General features: G+C 64.2%; 21 protein-coding genes. All 21 read right to left on the bottom strand.

Going from position 1 to position 16681, the window contains the following annotated elements; translation table 11 throughout:
* Positions 1–7 precede the first annotated feature (7 nt).
* Complete coding sequence (rpsH, locus tag FHR66_RS02565) at positions 8–406, bottom strand: 30S ribosomal protein S8 (RefSeq protein WP_010340446.1); 399 nt, start codon at positions 404–406, stop codon at positions 8–10.
* A 254-nt stretch (positions 407–660) separates the two neighbouring features.
* Positions 661–966, bottom strand: a complete 306-nt coding sequence (gene rpsN / locus FHR66_RS02560) for a 30S ribosomal protein S14 (protein WP_160967013.1) — start codon at positions 964–966, stop codon at positions 661–663.
* Between the two features lie 107 nt (positions 967–1073).
* On the bottom strand, positions 1074–1616 hold the full coding sequence (gene rplE / locus FHR66_RS02555; protein WP_010341606.1) for a 50S ribosomal protein L5: 543 nt from the start codon (positions 1614–1616) through the stop codon (positions 1074–1076).
* Between the two features lie 11 nt (positions 1617–1627).
* Positions 1628–1945, bottom strand: coding sequence for a 50S ribosomal protein L24 (rplX, locus tag FHR66_RS02550; RefSeq protein WP_160967011.1), 318 nt, complete (start codon positions 1943–1945; stop codon positions 1628–1630).
* A 15-nt stretch (positions 1946–1960) separates the two neighbouring features.
* Positions 1961–2329, bottom strand: coding sequence for a 50S ribosomal protein L14 (gene rplN / locus FHR66_RS02545; RefSeq protein WP_003486699.1), 369 nt, complete (start codon positions 2327–2329; stop codon positions 1961–1963).
* A gap of 14 nt (positions 2330–2343) precedes the next feature.
* Positions 2344–2613, bottom strand: a complete 270-nt coding sequence (rpsQ, locus tag FHR66_RS02540; protein WP_010341599.1) for a 30S ribosomal protein S17 — start codon at positions 2611–2613, stop codon at positions 2344–2346.
* Between the two features lie 11 nt (positions 2614–2624).
* Positions 2625–2810: a 50S ribosomal protein L29 gene (rpmC, locus tag FHR66_RS02535; RefSeq protein ID WP_010341597.1), complete on the bottom strand. Its 186-nt coding sequence runs from the start codon at positions 2808–2810 to the stop codon at positions 2625–2627.
* On the bottom strand, positions 2810–3223 hold the full coding sequence (gene rplP / locus FHR66_RS02530; RefSeq protein ID WP_003470657.1) for a 50S ribosomal protein L16: 414 nt from the start codon (positions 3221–3223) through the stop codon (positions 2810–2812). The genes rpmC and rplP overlap by 1 nt, the downstream gene beginning before the upstream one ends.
* Positions 3224–3228: 5 nt before the next feature.
* The gene (gene rpsC, locus FHR66_RS02525; RefSeq protein ID WP_160967009.1) at positions 3229–3963 is read right to left on the bottom strand and encodes a 30S ribosomal protein S3; all 735 of its coding nucleotides are present in this window, start codon (positions 3961–3963) and stop codon (positions 3229–3231) included.
* A 17-nt stretch (positions 3964–3980) separates the two neighbouring features.
* Positions 3981–4316: a 50S ribosomal protein L22 gene (gene rplV / locus FHR66_RS02520; RefSeq protein WP_003470663.1), complete on the bottom strand. Its 336-nt coding sequence runs from the start codon at positions 4314–4316 to the stop codon at positions 3981–3983.
* Positions 4317–4328: 12 nt separating this feature from the next.
* Positions 4329–4598 carry a 30S ribosomal protein S19 gene (gene rpsS / locus FHR66_RS02515; protein ID WP_003470666.1) on the bottom strand — a complete coding sequence of 90 codons (270 nt, stop codon included), beginning with the start codon at positions 4596–4598 and terminating at the stop codon, positions 4329–4331.
* 6 nt (positions 4599–4604) lie between these two features.
* Positions 4605–5432, bottom strand: coding sequence for a 50S ribosomal protein L2 (gene rplB, locus FHR66_RS02510; protein ID WP_160967007.1), 828 nt, complete (start codon positions 5430–5432; stop codon positions 4605–4607).
* A 10-nt stretch (positions 5433–5442) separates the two neighbouring features.
* Positions 5443–5742 carry a 50S ribosomal protein L23 gene (gene rplW / locus FHR66_RS02505; RefSeq protein WP_010341592.1) on the bottom strand — a complete coding sequence of 100 codons (300 nt, stop codon included), beginning with the start codon at positions 5740–5742 and terminating at the stop codon, positions 5443–5445.
* Entirely contained in the window at positions 5739–6344 is a 606-nt protein-coding gene (rplD, locus tag FHR66_RS02500) for a 50S ribosomal protein L4 (protein ID WP_048490092.1), read from the bottom strand. Before rplD ends, rplW begins: the two co-directional genes overlap by 4 nt.
* 12 nt (positions 6345–6356) lie before the next feature.
* A complete protein-coding gene (gene rplC, locus FHR66_RS02495; RefSeq protein ID WP_010341590.1) occupies positions 6357–7007 on the bottom strand; it encodes a 50S ribosomal protein L3 in 651 nt (216 codons plus the stop codon).
* Positions 7008–7018: 11 nt separating this feature from the next.
* The gene (rpsJ, locus tag FHR66_RS02490; protein ID WP_010341589.1) at positions 7019–7330 is read right to left on the bottom strand and encodes a 30S ribosomal protein S10; all 312 of its coding nucleotides are present in this window, start codon (positions 7328–7330) and stop codon (positions 7019–7021) included.
* 477 nt (positions 7331–7807) lie between these two features.
* A complete protein-coding gene (gene tuf / locus FHR66_RS02485; protein ID WP_160966994.1) occupies positions 7808–8998 on the bottom strand; it encodes an elongation factor Tu in 1191 nt (396 codons plus the stop codon).
* A gap of 90 nt (positions 8999–9088) precedes the next feature.
* Complete coding sequence (gene fusA / locus FHR66_RS02480; protein ID WP_160967005.1) at positions 9089–11179, bottom strand: elongation factor G; 2091 nt, start codon at positions 11177–11179, stop codon at positions 9089–9091.
* A 140-nt stretch (positions 11180–11319) separates the two neighbouring features.
* Positions 11320–11787 (bottom strand): 30S ribosomal protein S7, encoded by a 468-nt coding sequence (rpsG, locus tag FHR66_RS02475; RefSeq protein WP_048490049.1) that lies wholly within the window; start codon positions 11785–11787, stop codon positions 11320–11322.
* Positions 11788–11798: 11 nt separating this feature from the next.
* Positions 11799–12176, bottom strand: coding sequence for a 30S ribosomal protein S12 (gene rpsL / locus FHR66_RS02470; RefSeq protein WP_160967003.1), 378 nt, complete (start codon positions 12174–12176; stop codon positions 11799–11801).
* A gap of 229 nt (positions 12177–12405) precedes the next feature.
* On the bottom strand, positions 12406–16623 hold the full coding sequence (gene rpoC / locus FHR66_RS02465; RefSeq protein WP_160967001.1) for a DNA-directed RNA polymerase subunit beta': 4218 nt from the start codon (positions 16621–16623) through the stop codon (positions 12406–12408).
* Between the last annotated feature and the right edge of the window lie 58 nt (positions 16624–16681).

Below are 16681 nucleotides of genomic sequence, written 5' to 3'. Positions count from 1 at the left end.
CCTTCCCTTAGGCCACGAAGCACAGGACTTCGCCACCGACGCCGGCCTGACGGGCCTGCGCATCGGTCATGATGCCCTTGGACGTGGAAATGATGGCAACGCCCAGACCGCCGAGAACCTTCGGCAGCTCGGTCTTGCCGCGATACTGGCGCAGACCCGAACGCGAAACGCGCTTGAGCGTATCGATGACCGGGCGGCCTTCGAAATACTTCAGAACGATTTCCAGTTCGGACTTGTTGTTCTCGATCGCGTTGACGCGCAGATCGCTGATGTAGCCTTCGGCCTTCAGCACTTCCGCGATCGCAACCTTGATCTTGGAGGACGGCATTTTCACCGTCGGCTTGCCAACCGCGGCCGCATTCTTGATGCGGACCAGCAGGTCGGCGATGGGATCAGTCATGCTCATGGTGTCTACCTTTGAGTGCACCGATATCCGCTTTCGCGAAAATCTTGTGTGGTGGAGCGGTGGAATGACGCAGGGGGTGAAGCGCGCAACCGCCGGAGAACCCCGCGGCGGCTGCCATACCCGTCCCTGCCGCGAGGCAAGGAGCGGGAGTATACGACAAAAAGTCCGACTTGCGTCGGACTCATTGTCTGAACGACACGCGGGCGGTCAGACCGCCCTGCCCGGCCCCGCGAACGGGACCGGCGCCGCTGGAATTACCAGCTGGCCTTGCGCAGACCCGGAACGTCGCCGTTCATGGTCGCCTTGCGCAGCATGTTGCGGCCCAGACCGAACTTGCTGTACACGCCACGCGGGCGGCCGGACAGTTCGCAACGGGTACGCTGGCGGCTCGGCGACGAATCGCGCGGCAGCTTCTGCAGCTTGGTCACGGCCTCGGCCTTCTCGTCGTACGAGGCGGTGCCGGAGGCGATGATCTTCTTCAGCGCATCACGCTTGTCGGCGAACTTCTTCGCCAGCTTCTTGCGCTTGATGTCGCGGTTGACCATGGAGGTCTTTGCCATCTGTAAATCCTCGGGATTCGAGATTGGGGATTTGAGATTTGCGGAACCCGGGGTGGCGGGCATGCGCCCTTCCATCCCGAATCCCGAATCCCGAATCCCGGCGTCAATCAGTTACGGAACGGGAACTTGAACGCTTCGAGCAGCGCCTTGGCTTCGGCGTCGGTCTTGGCGGTGGTGGTGATGGCGATATCCATACCGCGGATCGCATCGACGGCGTCGAAGTCGATTTCCGGGAAGATGATCTGCTCCTTCACGCCCATGTTGAAGTTGCCGCGGCCGTCGAACGAACGCCCCGAGACACCGCGGAAGTCGCGCACGCGCGGCAGCGAGATGTTGATCAGGCGGTCCAGGAACTCGTACATCTTGGCGCGACGCAGCGTGGTCTTGCAGCCGATCGGCCAGCCATCGCGGATCTTGAACGACGCCACCGAGATGCGCGACTTGGTCACCACCGGCTTCTGACCGGAGACCTTGGCCATGTCGGCGACGGCGTTTTCCAGGATCTTCTTGTTCGTCGCCGCCTCGCCCACGCCCATGTTCAGCGTGACCTTGACCAGCTTCGGCACTTCCATCGGATTGGTGTAACCGAACTTCTTCATCAGAGCCGGTACCACTTCTTCCTTGTAGATCTTTTCGAGACGGGAAGTCATTGTGTCATTCCTCAGGCGTCGAGCGCCTCACCGCTGGAGCGGAACACACGCAGTTTGCGTCCATCCTCCAGCACCTTGAAGCCAACGCGCTCGCCCTTGCCCGTCGCCGGGTTGACGATCGCCACGTTGGAAATATGGATCGACGCTTCGCGCTCGACCACGCCGCCGGCGACGCCCGCCTGCGGGTTCGGCTTGGTGTGGCGCTTGACGATGTTCGCGTTGGAGACGACCACGCGGTCGCCGTCGACGCGGACGACTTCGCCCTGCTTGCCCTTGTCCTTGCCGGTGGTGACGACGACCTGGTCGCCCTTCTTGATACGGTTAGCCATGTGTATGTCCTCTGCTCACAGCACTTCGGGAGCGAGCGAGACGATCTTCATGAACTTCTCGGAACGCAGCTCGCGGGTAACAGGCCCGAAGATGCGCGTGCCGATCGGCTCCTGCTTGTTGTTGAGCAACACCGCGGCGTTGCCGTCGAAGCGGATCAACGAACCGTCCGGACGACGCACACCCTTGCGGGTACGCACGACGACGGCGTCGTAGACTTCGCCCTTCTTGACCTTGCCGCGCGGGATCGCGTCCTTGACGGTGACCTTGATGATGTCGCCAATGTGCGCGTAGCGGCGCTTGGAGCCGCCCAGCACCTTGATGCACATCACTTCCTTGGCACCGGAATTGTCGGCGACGTCGAGGTAGCTCTGCATCTGGATCATGATTCAGATCTCCCTTATTCGGCCGCGCGGGTGACGATTTCCACCACCCGCCAGTTCTTGGTCTTGGACATCGGCGCAATCTCGGTCACGCGCACGACATCGCCTTCGTTGCAGGCGTTGTCGGCATCGTGGGCGTGGAGCTTGGTCGAGCGCTTGATGTACTTGCCGTACAGCGCATGCTTGACCTGACGCTCCACCAGCACGGTGACGGTCTTGTCCATCTTGTTGCTGACCACACGGCCTTCGACCGTGCGCAGCGTCTTGCTTTCGTTATTGTCGCTCATCGCGGCCATCCTTACTTCGTGCTGCCGAGCAGGTGCTTGACGCGAGCGATCTCGCGGCGCACCCGGCGGGTTTCGTGAGTCTTCGGCAGCTGCCCGGTGACCTGCTGCATGCGCAGGGCGAACTGCTCCTTGCGCAGATCGGTCAGGTGGGCCTTCAGATCGTCGGCCGACTTCTCGCGGAGTTGTTTGATGTCCATCAGCGTACCGTCCGGGTCACGAAGGTGGTGGTCACCGAAAGCTTGGCAGCGGCCAGGCGGAACGCCTCGCGCGCGACATCTTCGCCGACACCTTCGATTTCATAAATCATGCGACCGGGCTGGATCTGCGCGACCCAGTACTCGACGTTACCCTTACCGGAGCCCATTCGCACTTCGATCGGCTTCTTGGTGATCGGCTTGTCCGGGAACACGCGGATCCACATCTTGCCGCCGCGCTTGACGTAGCGGCTGATCGAGCGGCGCGCCGCTTCGATCTGGCGCGCGGTCAGCTGACCGTGCGCCGTGGCCTTCAGCCCGTACTCGCCGAAGCTGACGGCGTTTCCGCTCCACGCCAGGCCGTCGTTACGACCCTTGTGCATCTTGCGGTATTTGGTTCGCTTGGGTTGCAACATTGCCGTTACCTCGCTTCACGGGCCGGACGCGACGGACGGTCGCCACGGTCGCCGCGATCATTACGATCGTTGCGCGGGGAATCGTCCTGCTTTTCCTGGCCAACCTGGGAGAAATCGAAGATCTCGCCCTTGTAGATCCAGACCTTGATGCCGATGATGCCGTAGGTCGTCTTGGCTTCAGCGAAGCCGTAGTCGATGTCGGCACGCAGCGTGTGCAGCGGCACGCGGCCTTCGCGGTACCACTCGGAACGGGCGATTTCCGCACCGTTCAGACGGCCGGCGACGTTGACCTTGATGCCCAGGGCACCCAGGCGCATCGCGTTGCCGACCGAGCGCTTCATCGCGCGGCGGAACATGATGCGACGCTCCAGCTGCTGCGCGATCGACTCGGCGACCAGCTGCGCGTCCAGCTCCGGCTTGCGCACTTCGGTGACGTTGATGTGGGCGGGGACGCCCATCATCTCGCTCACTTCCTTGCGCAGCTTCTCGATGTCCTCACCGCGCTTGCCGATCACCACGCCCGGGCGGGCGGTGTGGATCGTCACGCGCGCGGTCTTGGCCGGACGCTCGATCAGGATCTTGCTGATGCCCGCCTGCGCCAGCTTCTTGCGCAGCATTTCGCGGACCTTGAGGTCGGCCGCCAGGTAACCGGCGAACTCGCCCTTGTTGGCGTACCACTTGGAATTCCAGTCCTTGGCGATACCCAGGCGGATTCCGATCGGATGAACTTTATGACCCATCGTCTTTTCCTTTCCGCTTACTTGGCGGCGCCCACAACCACAGTGATGTGGCTGGTGCGCTTGAGGATGCGGGTACCGCGGCCTTTCGCCCGCGCCATGAAACGCTTCAGGGTCGGACCTTCATCAACCATGATGGTCTTGACCTTCAGCTCGTCGACATCCGCGCCCTGGTTGTTCTCGGCATTGGCGATCGCCGACTCCACCACCTTCTTGATCAGGTGGGCAGCCTTCTTGTCCGAGAACTTCAGCAGGTTGACCGCCCGCTCGGCGGAAAGACCGCGCACCTGGTCAGCGACCAGGCGGGCCTTCTGCGGGGAGATGCGCGCGGTGCGCAGGATTGCTTTCGCTTCCATCGTCATCTCTCCTTACCGGCTCGACTTCTTGTCGCCACCGTGACCCTTGAAGGTCCGGGTGACGGCAAATTCGCCGAGCTTGTGGCCGACCATGTTCTCGTTGACCAGCACCGGAACGTGGTTCTTGCCGTTATGCACGGCGATGGTGAAACCCACCATCTCCGGCAGGATCATCGAACGTCGCGACCAGGTCTTGATCGGACGCTTGCTGCCGGCCGCGGCCTCCACCTTCTTGACGAGGTGGTGATCGACGAACGGGCCCTTCTTGAGTGAACGTGCCATGGTCGATTAGCCCCTACGATCGCGGACGATGAATTGTTCGGTGCGCTTGTTATGGCGCGTCTTGTAACCCTTGGTCGGGACACCCCACGGGGTGACCGGATGCGGATTACCCTGACCGGCCTTCGCCTCACCACCACCGTGCGGGTGGTCGACCGGGTTCATGGCCGCACCGCGAACGGTCGGACGCACGCCGCGCCAGCGCTTCGCGCCCGCCTTGCCCAGCTTCTCGAGGTTGTGCTCGTCGTTGCCGACTTCGCCGATGGTGGCGCGGCACTCGGCCGGCACCTTGCGCATTTCGCCGGAGCGCAAACGCAGGGTGGCGTAGATGCCTTCACGCGCGACCAGCTGCACCGCGGCGCCGGCGGCACGCGCGATCTGCGCGCCCTTGCCCGGCTTAAGCTCGATCCCGTGGACGGTGGTACCGACCGGGATGTTGCGCAGCGGCAGGGTGTTGCCGGTCTTGATCGGCGCATCCGAACCCGCGATCACCTGGTCGCCGGCCTTCAGGCCCTTCGGCGCGATGATGTAGCGGCGCTCGCCGTCGGCGTAGCACAGCAGGGCGATATGGGCGGTGCGGTTGGGATCGTATTCGATCCGCTCCACGCGCGCCGGGATACCTTCCTTGTTGCGCTTGAAGTCGATGACGCGGTAGTGCTGCTTGTGGCCACCGCCGACGTGGCGGGTGGTGATGCGGCCGTGGTGGTTACGACCACCGGACTTGCTCTGCTTTTCCACCAGTGCAGCGTGCGGGGCGCCCTTGTGCAGATCGGGCGTGACCACGCGCACGGCCGAACGACGGCCTGCGGAGGTGGGCTTGAATTTCATCAATGGCATGGGATGTACCTCAGGCCTTGGCCGTTACGTCGATGGACTGGCCTTCGGCCAGACGCACGTACGCCTTGCGCCAATCGCCGCGACGACCGCTGCGCGAACGGAAGGACTTGTTCTTGCCCTTGACGTTCAACACGTTGACCGACTCGACCTTGACGTCGAACAGCTGCTCGACCGCGGCCTTGACATCGGCCTTGGTGGCTTCGTTCGAAATCTCGAAGACGTACTGATTGGAGAGTTCCTGCAGGCGCGCGGTCTTTTCGGAGACACGCGGAGCGCGCAGCACGCTGAAGATTTTTTCGTTGCTGCTCATGCCAGCCACTCCTCGACCTTCTTGACCGCATCGGCGGTGATCACGACCGTATCGGCCCCGACCAGCGACACCGGATCCAGGCCCTGCACGTCGCGCACTTCCACGTAGGGAAGGTTGCGGGCGGACAGGTACAGATGCTCGGACGCTTCTTCGGTCACGATCAGCGGGCGCTTGCCCACTTCCAGACCCTTCAGCTTCTCGATCAGGCCCTTGGTCTTGCTGGCCTCGACGTCGAACGCGTCGACGACCATCAGGCGGCCCTGGCGGTTCAGTTCCGAGAGGATCGCACAGATGGCCGCGCGGTACATCTTGCGGTTGACCTTCTGCTCGAAGCTGCGCGGCTTGGCCGCGAAGGTCACGCCACCGCCGACGAAGATCGGAGCGGTCAGCGCGCCGTGGCGAGCGCCACCGCCCTTCTGCTTCTTCGACTTCTTGGTGGTGCCGTTGACTTCCGAACGCGTCTTCTGCGCCTTGGTGCCGGCGCGGCCGGCGTTGCGATAAGCGACGACGACCTGGTGAACCAGATCCTCGCTGAAATCGCGGCCGAACACGGCGTCGGAGACCGAGACCTTGTTGTTGCTACCCGTGATAACGAGTTCCATCGTCATCTCTCCTTATGCCTTGCTAGCCGGACGCACGATCACGTCGCCACCGGCAGCGCCAGGCACAGCGCCGCGAATGGCGATCAGGCCACGCTCGACGTCGACCTTGACCACTTCCAGATTCTGCGTGCTCTGCTGCACCGCGCCCATGTGGCCGGACATCTTCTTGCCCGGGAAAACGCGACCCGGGGTCTGGCGCTGACCCAGCGAACCCGGCGCGCGATGCGACAGCGAGTTACCGTGGGTGGCATCGCCCATGCGGAAGTTGTGCCGCTTGATGGTGCCCTGGAAGCCCTTACCCTTGGTGACGCCCTGGACGTCGACCTTCTGGCCGACGGCGAAGATGTCCGCCTTGATTTCGCCGCCGACGGCGAACTCGCCCAGCTGCGCGTCCTCGACGCGGAACTCCCACAGGCCACGACCCGCTTCGACCTTCGCCTTGGCGAAATGGCCGGACGCCGGCTTGTTGACCAGCGCGGCGCGGCGGGCGCCCACGGTGATCTGCACGGCGCTGTAGCCGTCGGCTTCGACGGTCTTGAGTTGGGTGATGCGGTTCGGGGTCGCTTCGATCAGGGTGACCGGGATGGAGCGGCCGTCTTCGGTGAAGACGCGGCTCATGCCGGCCTTGCGGCCCACGAAGCCCAACGAATACTTCTTCGTCATGGTCGTAGTCCTCAGGTCAACTTGATCTGGACATCGACGCCAGCCGCGAGCTCGAGCTTCATCAGCGCGTCCACGGTCTTGTCGTTGGGGTCGACGATGTCGAGCACGCGCTTGTGCGTGCGGGTCTCGTACTGGTCACGCGCGTCCTTGTCGACGTGCGGGGAAACGAGGATGGTGTAGCGTTCGATCTTGGTCGGCAGCGGGATCGGGCCACGCACTTGCGCGCCGGTCCGCTTGGCCGTCTCGACGATCTCGCTGGCCGAACGGTCGATCAAACGATGATCGAACGCCTTCAGCCGAATCCGGATCTTTTGGTCCGCCATGACGGTGGGTTCCTTCGTTAAAAGAGCGACGGGCAAGGCCTCTGGGATACCTGCCCCGGTTGTTTCCTGATAGTCGTACCGCAGAGCATCCGGCTCGGCGGGGGCATTCCTTCCGCCCCAAAAACTGGGGCAGACCAGTCGACCCGGCCTGCCCAGACGGAAAAGTATAATGCGCAGCTAGAGCAGCGTCAACAACTCGGGGTTGTTGAGTGCTCCATGCGACGCGACCTTCCCGGTCCTGCGAACACGAGCGGCATCCTGCCTCTCTTTTCGCTGTCTTACCGGCGCCCTACCCAGGAACGCCGAGCCGCGCATTATAGCGACGACTTCACGCCTCCGCAACACCTCCCGGCAACAAATCGCCAGAACGTTCGCATGCCCGGAAACGACGAAGGGCCGGCTGGCGCCGACCCTTCGCGATGCCGGCGACCGTAGTCGCCGGCGAGGCCAACCGGCGGCTTTCGCCGCCGGAGGGCATTACTTGATGATCTTGGCCACCACGCCGGCGCCGACGGTCCGGCCACCTTCGCGGATCGCGAAGCGCAGGCCTTCGTCCATCGCCACCGGGTTGATCAGCGTCACCACCATCTTGACGTTGTCGCCCGGCATCACCATCTCCACGCCTTCCGGCAGCTGGCACGCGCCAGTGATATCGGTGGTGCGGAAGTAGAACTGCGGACGGTAGCCCTTGAAGAACGGGGTGTGACGGCCGCCCTCGTCCTTCGACAGCACGTACACTTCGGCTTCGAAGTCGGTGTGCGGCTTGATCGAACCCGGCTTGCACAGCACCTGGCCGCGCTCCACGTCGTCACGCTTGGTGCCGCGCAGCAGCAGGCCCGCGTTGTCGCCCGCCTGGCCCTGGTCCAGCAGCTTGCGGAACATTTCCACGCCGGTCACGGTGGTCTTCTGCGTCGCACGGATGCCGACGATTTCGATTTCGTCGCCCACCTTGATGATGCCGCGCTCGATACGACCGGTCACCACGGTGCCGCGGCCCGAGATCGAGAACACGTCTTCCACCGGCATCAGGAACGGCTTGTCCACGTCGCGCTGCGGCTCCGGGATGAACGAGTCCAGCGCGTCCACCAGCTTCAGGATCGCCGGCACGCCGATCTCGCTCTGGTCGCCTTCCAGCGCCAGGCGGGCCGAACCATGGATGATCGGGGTGTCGTCGCCCGGGAAGTCGTACTTGCTCAGCAGCTCGCGCACTTCCATCTCGACCAGCTCGAGCAGCTCGGCGTCGTCGACCATGTCGGCCTTGTTCAGGAACACCACGATGTGCGGCACGCCGACCTGACGCGACAGCAGGATGTGCTCGCGGGTCTGCGGCATCGGGCCGTCAGCGGCCGAGCACACCAGGATCGCGCCGTCCATCTGCGCCGCACCGGTGATCATGTTCTTGACGTAGTCCGCGTGACCCGGGCAATCCACGTGCGCGTAGTGGCGCGTCGGGGATTCGTATTCCACGTGGGCGGTCGAGATCGTGATGCCGCGCGCCTTCTCTTCCGGCGCCGCGTCGATCGCGTCGTACGCCTTGAACTCGCCGCCGAAGCGCTCTGCGCCGATCTTGGTCAGCGCCGCGGTCAGCGTGGTCTTGCCGTGGTCGACGTGACCGATGGTGCCGACGTTGACGTGCGGCTTGGTGCGCTCGAACTTACCCTTTGCCATGTCTTCTCTACCTCGTGATTCGTATTGGGGGAACAGAGAGCGGGATGCGGCGCGGACCTGGTCCGCCGCACGCATCCCGTCGCTCTAATCTCAGCTCTTCTTGATGACCGCTTCGGCGATGTTGGCCGGCGCTTCAGCGTAGTGGTCGAACTCCATCGAGAACGTGGCGCGACCCTGCGACATCGAGCGCAGCGTGGTGGCGTAGCCGAACATTTCGCCCAGCGGCACCATCGCGTTGATCACCTTGCCCGACGGGCTGTCGTCCTGGCCCTGCAGGATGCCGCGACGACGGCTGACGTCGCCCATCACATCGCCCAGGTAGTCTTCCGGCGTCACCACCTCGACCTTCATGATCGGCTCCAGCAGCACCGGGTTGGCCTTGTTGAAGCCTTCCTTGAAGCCCATCGAGCCGGCGATCTTGAACGCCATTTCCGAGGAGTCGACGTCATGGTACGAACCGTCGATCAGGCGCACCTTGACGTCCACGATCGGGTAGCCGGCCATCACGCCGTTGGCCACCGCTTCCTGGATGCCCTTGTCCACCGCCGGGATGTATTCCTTCGGCACCACGCCGCCGACGATCGCGTTCTCGAAGGTGTAGCCCAGGCCACGCTCCTGCGGCTCGATCTCGAGCACGACATGACCGTACTGGCCCTTACCGCCGGACTGACGCACGAACTTGCCTTCCTGCTTGACCGCCTTGCGGATGGTCTCGCGGTAGGCCACCTGCGGCTTGCCGACGTTGGCTTCGACGTTGAACTCGCGCTTCATGCGGTCGACCATGATTTCCAGGTGCAACTCGCCCATGCCGCGGATGATGGTCTGGCCGGATTCCTCGTCGGTGTTGACGCGGAACGAGGGATCTTCCTGCGCCAGACGGCTCAGCGCGATGCCCATCTTTTCCTGGTCCGACTTGGTCTTCGGCTCGACCGCCATCGAGATCACCGGCTCCGGGAACACCATGCGCTCCAGGATGATGATGTTGTCCTGCGCGCACAGCGTGTCGCCGGTGGTGACGTCCTTCAGGCCCACCGCCGCGGCGATGTCGCCCGCGCGCACTTCCTTGATCTCTTCGCGGTTGTTGGAGTGCATCTGCAGGATGCGACCCACGCGCTCCTTCTTCGACTTGACCGGGTTGTACACCTGGTCGCCGGAGTTCAGCGTGCCGGAGTAGACGCGGAAGAAGGTCAGCGAGCCGACGAACGGGTCGGTCATGATCTTGAACGCCAGCGCCGAGAACGGCGCGGTGTCGGTGGCCGGACGGCTGTCTTCCTTGTCGTCCTCGTCGATGCCCTTGACCGGCGGACGATCGCTGGGCGACGGCAGCAGCTGGATCACGCCGTCGAGCATCGCCTGCACGCCCTTGTTCTTGAACGCGGTACCGCAGTACACCGGCACCACTTCCACCTTCAGGGTGCGCTCGCGCAGGCCATTGACGATCTCGGCCTCGGACAGGTCGCCCTCGTTGAGGTACTTGTCCATCAGGTCTTCGTTGGCTTCGGCGGCGGCCTCGACCATGAACGCACGCGCTTCGGTGGCCTTGTCGGCCAGGTGCGCGGGGATCTCACGGTACTCGAACACGGTGCCCTGCGAAGCGGTATCCCAATGGACCGCCTTCATCTTGATCAGGTCGACCACGCCCTCGAAGCCGTCTTCGGCGCCGATCGGCACCTGCATCGGCACCGGGTACGCACCCAGGCGCGACTTCAGCTGCTCGACCACCTTGTCGAAGTTGGCACCGGTGCGGTCCATCTTGTTGACGAACGCAAGGCGCGGCACCGCGTACTTGTTGGCCTGACGCCACACGGTCTCGGACTGCGGCTGCACGCCACCGACCGCACACAGCACGAACACCGCGCCATCGAGCACGCGCAGCGAACGCTCGACTTCGATGGTGAAGTCGACGTGCCCGGGGGTATCGATGATGTTGAAGCGGTGCTGCGGCAGCGACTTGTCCATGCCGCTCCAGAACGCCGTGGTGGCCGCGGAGGTGATGGTGATGCCACGCTCCTGCTCCTGCTCCATCCAGTCCATCGTCGCGGCACCGTCATGCACCTCGCCGATCTTGTGGCTGACGCCGGTGTAGAACAGGATGCGTTCGGAGGTGGTGGTCTTGCCGGCATCGATGTGGGCCATGATGCCGAAGTTGCGGTAACGCTCGATGGGAGTGGTACGGGCCACAGGGAGCCTCTCAAATTTCTTGGATTTCGGATGGCCGAACGCCGCCTTGCGGCGGCCTTCGGATTTGTGCCGCGCGCGACGGCGCAGCTAGCAGCACTTCTAGATAGTGCTGACGGGCCCCGTTTCCAAGGCCCGGAAGGTCACCAGCGGTAGTGCGCGAACGCCTTGTTCGCTTCCGCCATGCGGTGAGTCTCTTCACGCTTCTTGATGGCGCCACCACGGTTTTCCGAGGCGTCGACCAGCTCGGCCGCCAGCTTGCGCGGCATCGAGTTCTCGCCGCGCTTGCGCGCCGAGTCGATCAGCCAGCGCATCGCCAGCGCCATGCGACGGGAGGAACGCACCTCGACCGGCACCTGGTAGGTGGCACCGCCGACGCGGCGCGACTTGACTTCGACCGCCGGAGCGACGTTGTCCAGCGCCTTCTGCACCAGCTCGACCGCATTGGGGTTCTTCTCGCCGATGACGTCCATCGCGCCGTACACGATCTTTTCGGCGACCGACTTCTTGCCGCTCAGCATCACCATGTTGATGAAGCGGGCGATGGTTTCGCTCCCGTGCTTGGGATCCGGGAGAACGGCGCGCTGCGGCGTATTACCTTTACGTGACATGTGTGCTTCCCTTAGCTCTTCTTCGGACGCTTGGCGCCGTACTTGGAACGACCCTGGCGACGCTTGGCGACGCCGGCGGCATCGAGCGAACCGCGCACGGTGTGGTAGCGCACGCCCGGCAGATCCTTGACGCGACCGCCGCGGATCAGGACCACGGAGTGCTCCTGCAGGTTGTGGCCTTCGCCGCCGATGTAGCTGATGACCTCTTCCTGGTTGGTCAGGCGCACCTTGGCGACCTTACGCAGGGCCGAGTTCGGCTTCTTCGGGGTGGTGGTGTACACGCGCGTGCAGACGCCACGGCGCTGCGGGCACTTGTCCAGCGCCGGAGAGGCGCTCTTGTAGGTGGTCGCCTGCCGCGGCTTGCGGACCAGCTGGTTGATCGTCGCCATCAGGTAGATTCTTCTGATTGAGGCCGTCGGGCCTGGATGCGTGAAAACGAAGGCAGGCCGAAGGACGGCCTGCCGAGACAGGAAAGTATAGCGGGCAAGTCAAAGCGCCGTCAACACAACGGAATTTTTACTTGCTGACCCATCCGGGGTCGGAATACGGGGCGCGTCCGCTGCGCCCCCTTTCACTTGGAACGACGGTCCCGCGGACGGGACCGGTCCGGCTTGCTGCTTACTCTTCGCTGCCGGCAGCCGTCGGCGCGGGAGCTTCGACCGCCGGCTCGGCGCTGCCGCCGGACAGGGTCTGCATTTCCGACTCGGTCAGGCCGCTGGCATTGCGGCGGCGCAGGCTGTGGTACGCCAGGCCGGTACCGGCCGGGATCAGACGGCCCACGATCACGTTTTCCTTCAGACCGCGCAGCGTGTCGCTGGTGCCGCGGACCGCCGCCTCGGTGAGCACGCGGGTGGTCTCCTGGAACGACGCGGCCGAGATGAACGACTCGGTCGCCAGCGAGGCCTTGGTGATGCCAAGCAGCACCGGGTCGTACTTGGCCGGCAGTTCGTTGCGGGCCGCCAGGCGGGCGTTCTCCTCGATGACGCGCTGGCGCTCGGCCTGCTCGCCATTGAGGAACTTGCTGTTGCCCTGGTCGGTGATCTCGACCTTGCGCAGCATCTGCCGGGTGATGACCTCGATGTGCTTGTCGTTGATCTTCACGCCCTGCAGGCGGTACACGTCCTGGATTTCCTTGACCAGGTACGCGGCCAGCGGCTCGACGCCCAGCAGACGCAGGATGTCCTGCGGGCTCGGCTCGCCGTCCACCACGGTTTCGCCCTTGGCCACGTGCTCGCCTTCGAACACGATGATCTGGCGGTACTTCGGGATCAGCTCTTCGTGCTCCGACCCATCGGTGTCCTTGATGATCAGGCGCTGCTTGCCCTTGGTGTCCTTGCCGAAGCTGATGATGCCCGAGCGCTCGGCCAGGATCGCCGGATCCTTCGGCTTGCGCGCTTCGAACAGATCCGCCACGCGCGGCAGACCACCGGTGATGTCGCGCGTCTTGGACGCTTCCTGCGGGATCTTCGCGACCACGTCGCCGACGCCGACCGCGGCGCCATCCTGCAGGTTGACGATCGAGCGCGGCGGCAGCAGGTACTGCGCCGGCAGATCGGTGCCCGGGATGGTCAGGTCGTTGCCCTTGGCGTCGACGATGCGCACGATCGGGCGCAGGTCCTTGGCCTGGGTGCCGCGACGCTTCGGATCGGTGATTTCGCGCGAGGCCAGGCCGGTCAGTTCGTCGGTCTTCTCGATGACGGTGACGCCATCGATGAAGTCGATGAAGCGGATGAAACCGGCCACTTCCGACACGATCGGGTGGTTATGCGGATCCCAGTTCGCCACCGACTGGCCGGCCTTGACGGCGTCGCCGTCCTTGGCGGTGATGGTGGCGCCGTACGGCAACTTGTAGCGCTCGCGCTCGCGGCCGTGGCCGTCGAGCACCGACAGTTCGCCCGAACGCGACACCGCCACCAGCGAACCGTTGGCGTGCTCGACCGACTTCAAGTTGTTGAACTTGATCGAACCGGTGGTCTTGACCGTGATGTTGTCCACCGCCGCCGCACGCGAAGCCGCGCCGCCGATGTGGAAGGTACGCATGGTCAGCTGGGTACCCGGCTCGCCGATCGACTGCGCGGCGATGACGCCCACCGCTTCGCCGATGTTGACCAGGTGGCCACGGGCCAGGTCGCGGCCGTAGCAGCGTGCGCACACGCCGAACGCCGATTCGCAGGTGATGGTCGAGCGGACCTTGACCGACTGCACGCCGGCCTCTTCCAGCTTGGCCACCCACTGCTCGTCGAGCAGGGTGTTGCGGGTGACGATCGGATCCTCGTCGTTGCCCGGCAGGAACACGTCCTCGGCCACCACGCGGCCGAGCACGCGGTCGCGCAACGGCTCGACCACGTCGCCGCCTTCCACGATCGGGGTCATGGTCAGGCCGTCGGTGGTGCCGCAATCCGGCTCGGTGATCACCACGTCCTGCGCCACGTCGACCAGGCGACGGGTCAGGTAACCGGAGTTGGCGGTCTTCAGCGCGGTATCGGCCAGACCCTTACGGGCACCGTGGGTGGAGTTGAAGTACTCCTGCACGTTCAGGCCTTCGCGGAAGTTCGCCTTGATCGGCGTCTCGATGATCGAGCCGTCCGGGCGGGCCATCAGGCCGCGCATGCCGGCCAGCTGACGGATCTGCGCCTGCGAACCACGCGCGCCGGAGTCGGCCATGATGTACAGCGAGTTCATCGACTTCTGGTCGATGGTCTCGCCCTTGGCGTTGACCACCTTCTCGGTGCCGATGGTGTCCATCATCGCCTTGGCGATGCGCTCGTTGGTGCGCGACCAGATGTCCACGACCTTGTTGTAGCGCTCGCCGGCAGTGACCAGACCGGACTGGTACTGCTCCTGGATTTCCAGCACTTCCTGCTCGGCTTCGCCGAGGATGCCCTTCTTTTCCGACGGGATCAGCATGTCGTCGATGCCGATCGACACGCCGGCGCGGGTCGCGTAGGCGAAGCCGGTGTACATCAGCTTGTCGGCGAACACGACGCTGTCCTTCAGACCCAGCTGGCGGTAGCTGGAGTTGATCAGGCGGCTGATGTTCTTCTTGGTCAGCTCGGTGTTGGCCAGCGCGAACGGCAGGCCTTCCGGCAGGATCTCGGCCAGCAGCGCGCGCCCGATCGTGGTGTCCACGATCGAGGTCTTCTTGCTGCGGTTGCCTTCTTCGTCGATCACCGTCTCGGTGATGCGGACCTTGACCTTGGCGTGCAGTTCGACCGCACGGTTGTCGTAGGCGCGCTTCACTTCGGCGATGTTGGCGAACACCATGCCCTCGCCCTTCTTGTTCTCCAGGGCGCGGCTCATGTAGTACAGGCCCAGCACCACGTCCTGCGACGGCACGATGATCGGCTCGCCGTTGGCCGGCGACAGGATGTTGTTGGTGGACATCATCAGCGCGCGCGCTTCCAGCTGCGCTTCCAGCGACAGCGGCACGTGCACGGCCATCTGGTCACCGTCGAAGTCGGCGTTGAACGCGGTGCAGACCAGCGGGTGCAGCTGGATCGCCTTGCCTTCGATCAGCACCGGCTCGAACGCCTGGATGCCCAGACGGTGCAGGGTCGGCGCACGGTTCAGCAGCACCGGGTGCTCGCGGATCACCTCTTCCAGGATGTCCCAGACTTCGGCTTCTTCGCGCTCGACCAGCTTCTTGGCGGCCTTGATGGTGGTGGCCAGGCCGCGACGCTGCAGCTTGGCGAACACGAACGGCTTGAACAGTTCCAGCGCCATCTTCTTCGGCAGGCCGCACTCGTGCAGACGCAGGGTCGGGCCGACCACGATCACCGAACGGCCGGAGTAGTCCACGCGCTTGCCGAGCAGGTTCTGACGGAACCGGCCCTGCTTGCCCTTGATCATGTCGGCCAGCGACTTCAGCGGACGCTTGTTGGTGCCGGTGATGGCACGGCCGCGGCGGCCGTTGTCCAGCAGCGCATCGACAGATTCCTGCAGCATGCGCTTTTCGTTGCGCACGATGATGTCCGGCGCGTTCAGCTCGAGCAGGCGGCGCAGGCGGTTGTTGCGGTTGATGACGCGGCGGTACAGGTCGTTCAGATCGGAGGTCGCGAAGCGGCCGCCGTCCAGCGGCACCAGCGGACGCAGATCCGGCGGCAGCACCGGCAGCACGGTCATCACCATCCACTCCGGACGGTTGCCGGACTCGATGAAGGCCTCGATCAGCTTGATGCGCTTGGTCAGGCGCTTGAGCTTGGTTTCCGAACCGGTGCTGGCGATCTCTTCGCGCAGGCGGGTCATTTCCGACTGCAGGTCGATGGTGCGCAGCAGTTCGTACACCGCCTCGGCGCCCATGGCGGCGTCGAAGTCGTCGCCGTGCTCCTGGCGCGCGGTCAGGTATTGCTCTTCGGTCAGCAGCTGGCGGCGCTCCAGGGCGGTCAGGCCCGGCTCGGTCACCACGTAGGCTTCGAAGTACAGCACGCGCTCGATGTCACGCAGGGTCATGTCCAGCATCAGGCCGATGCGCGACGGCAGCGACTTCAGGAACCAGATGTGCGCGACCGGCGAAGCCAGGTCGATGTGGCCCATGCGCTCGCGACGCACCTTGGCCAGGGTCACTTCGGTGCCGCACTTCTCGCAGACCACGCCACGGTGCTTCATGCGCTTGTACTTGCCGCACAGGCACTCGTAATCCTTGATCGGGCCGAAGATGGCGGCGCAGAACAGGCCGTCGCGCTCGGGCTTGAAGGTCCGGTAGTTGATGGTTTCCGGCTTCTTCACTTCGCCGAAGGACCACGAACGGATCAGGTCCGGCGAGGCCAGCGCGATCTTGATCGCGTCGAAGTCCAGCGTCTGGCGCTGCTGGTTGAAGAGGTTGAGCAGGTCTTTCATTTGATTTCTCCGGGAATCGGGAATAGCGAATAGGGAATCGTTGGAAGCGGAGAGTCGG

This window comes from Xanthomonas sp. F4, assembly GCF_011761895.1.
This window is presented reverse-complemented; position numbering and strand designations above follow the sequence as displayed.

Coding starts and splice junctions, on each gene's coding strand:
- rpsH (WP_010340446.1), bottom strand. CDS start 406: ATGAGCATGACTGATCCCATCGCCGACCTGCTGGTCCGCATCAAGAAT.
- rpsN (WP_160967013.1), bottom strand. CDS start 966: ATGGCAAAGACCTCCATGGTCAACCGCGACATCAAGCGCAAGAAGCTG.
- rplE (WP_010341606.1), bottom strand. CDS start 1,616: ATGACTTCCCGTCTCGAAAAGATCTACAAGGAAGAAGTGGTACCGGCT.
- rplX (WP_160967011.1), bottom strand. CDS start 1,945: ATGGCTAACCGTATCAAGAAGGGCGACCAGGTCGTCGTCACCACCGGC.
- rplN (WP_003486699.1), bottom strand. CDS start 2,329: ATGATCCAGATGCAGAGCTACCTCGACGTCGCCGACAATTCCGGTGCC.
- rpsQ (WP_010341599.1), bottom strand. CDS start 2,613: ATGAGCGACAATAACGAAAGCAAGACGCTGCGCACGGTCGAAGGCCGT.
- rpmC (WP_010341597.1), bottom strand. CDS start 2,810: ATGGACATCAAACAACTCCGCGAGAAGTCGGCCGACGATCTGAAGGCC.
- rplP (WP_003470657.1), bottom strand. CDS start 3,223: ATGTTGCAACCCAAGCGAACCAAATACCGCAAGATGCACAAGGGTCGT.
- rpsC (WP_160967009.1), bottom strand. CDS start 3,963: ATGGGTCATAAAGTTCATCCGATCGGAATCCGCCTGGGTATCGCCAAG.
- rplV (WP_003470663.1), bottom strand. CDS start 4,316: ATGGAAGCGAAAGCAATCCTGCGCACCGCGCGCATCTCCCCGCAGAAG.
- rpsS (WP_003470666.1), bottom strand. CDS start 4,598: ATGGCACGTTCACTCAAGAAGGGCCCGTTCGTCGATCACCACCTCGTC.
- rplB (WP_160967007.1), bottom strand. CDS start 5,432: ATGCCATTGATGAAATTCAAGCCCACCTCCGCAGGCCGTCGTTCGGCC.
- rplW (WP_010341592.1), bottom strand. CDS start 5,742: ATGAGCAGCAACGAAAAAATCTTCAGCGTGCTGCGCGCTCCGCGTGTC.
- rplD (WP_048490092.1), bottom strand. CDS start 6,344: ATGGAACTCGTTATCACGGGTAGCAACAACAAGGTCTCGGTCTCCGAC.
- rplC (WP_010341590.1), bottom strand. CDS start 7,007: ATGACGAAGAAGTATTCGTTGGGCTTCGTGGGCCGCAAGGCCGGCATG.
- rpsJ (WP_010341589.1), bottom strand. CDS start 7,330: ATGGCGGACCAAAAGATCCGGATTCGGCTGAAGGCGTTCGATCATCGT.
- tuf (WP_160966994.1), bottom strand. CDS start 8,998: ATGGCAAAGGGTAAGTTCGAGCGCACCAAGCCGCACGTCAACGTCGGC.
- rpsG (WP_048490049.1), bottom strand. CDS start 11,787: ATGTCACGTAAAGGTAATACGCCGCAGCGCGCCGTTCTCCCGGATCCC.
- rpsL (WP_160967003.1), bottom strand. CDS start 12,176: ATGGCGACGATCAACCAGCTGGTCCGCAAGCCGCGGCAGGCGACCACC.
- rpoC (WP_160967001.1), bottom strand. CDS start 16,623: ATGAAAGACCTGCTCAACCTCTTCAACCAGCAGCGCCAGACGCTGGAC.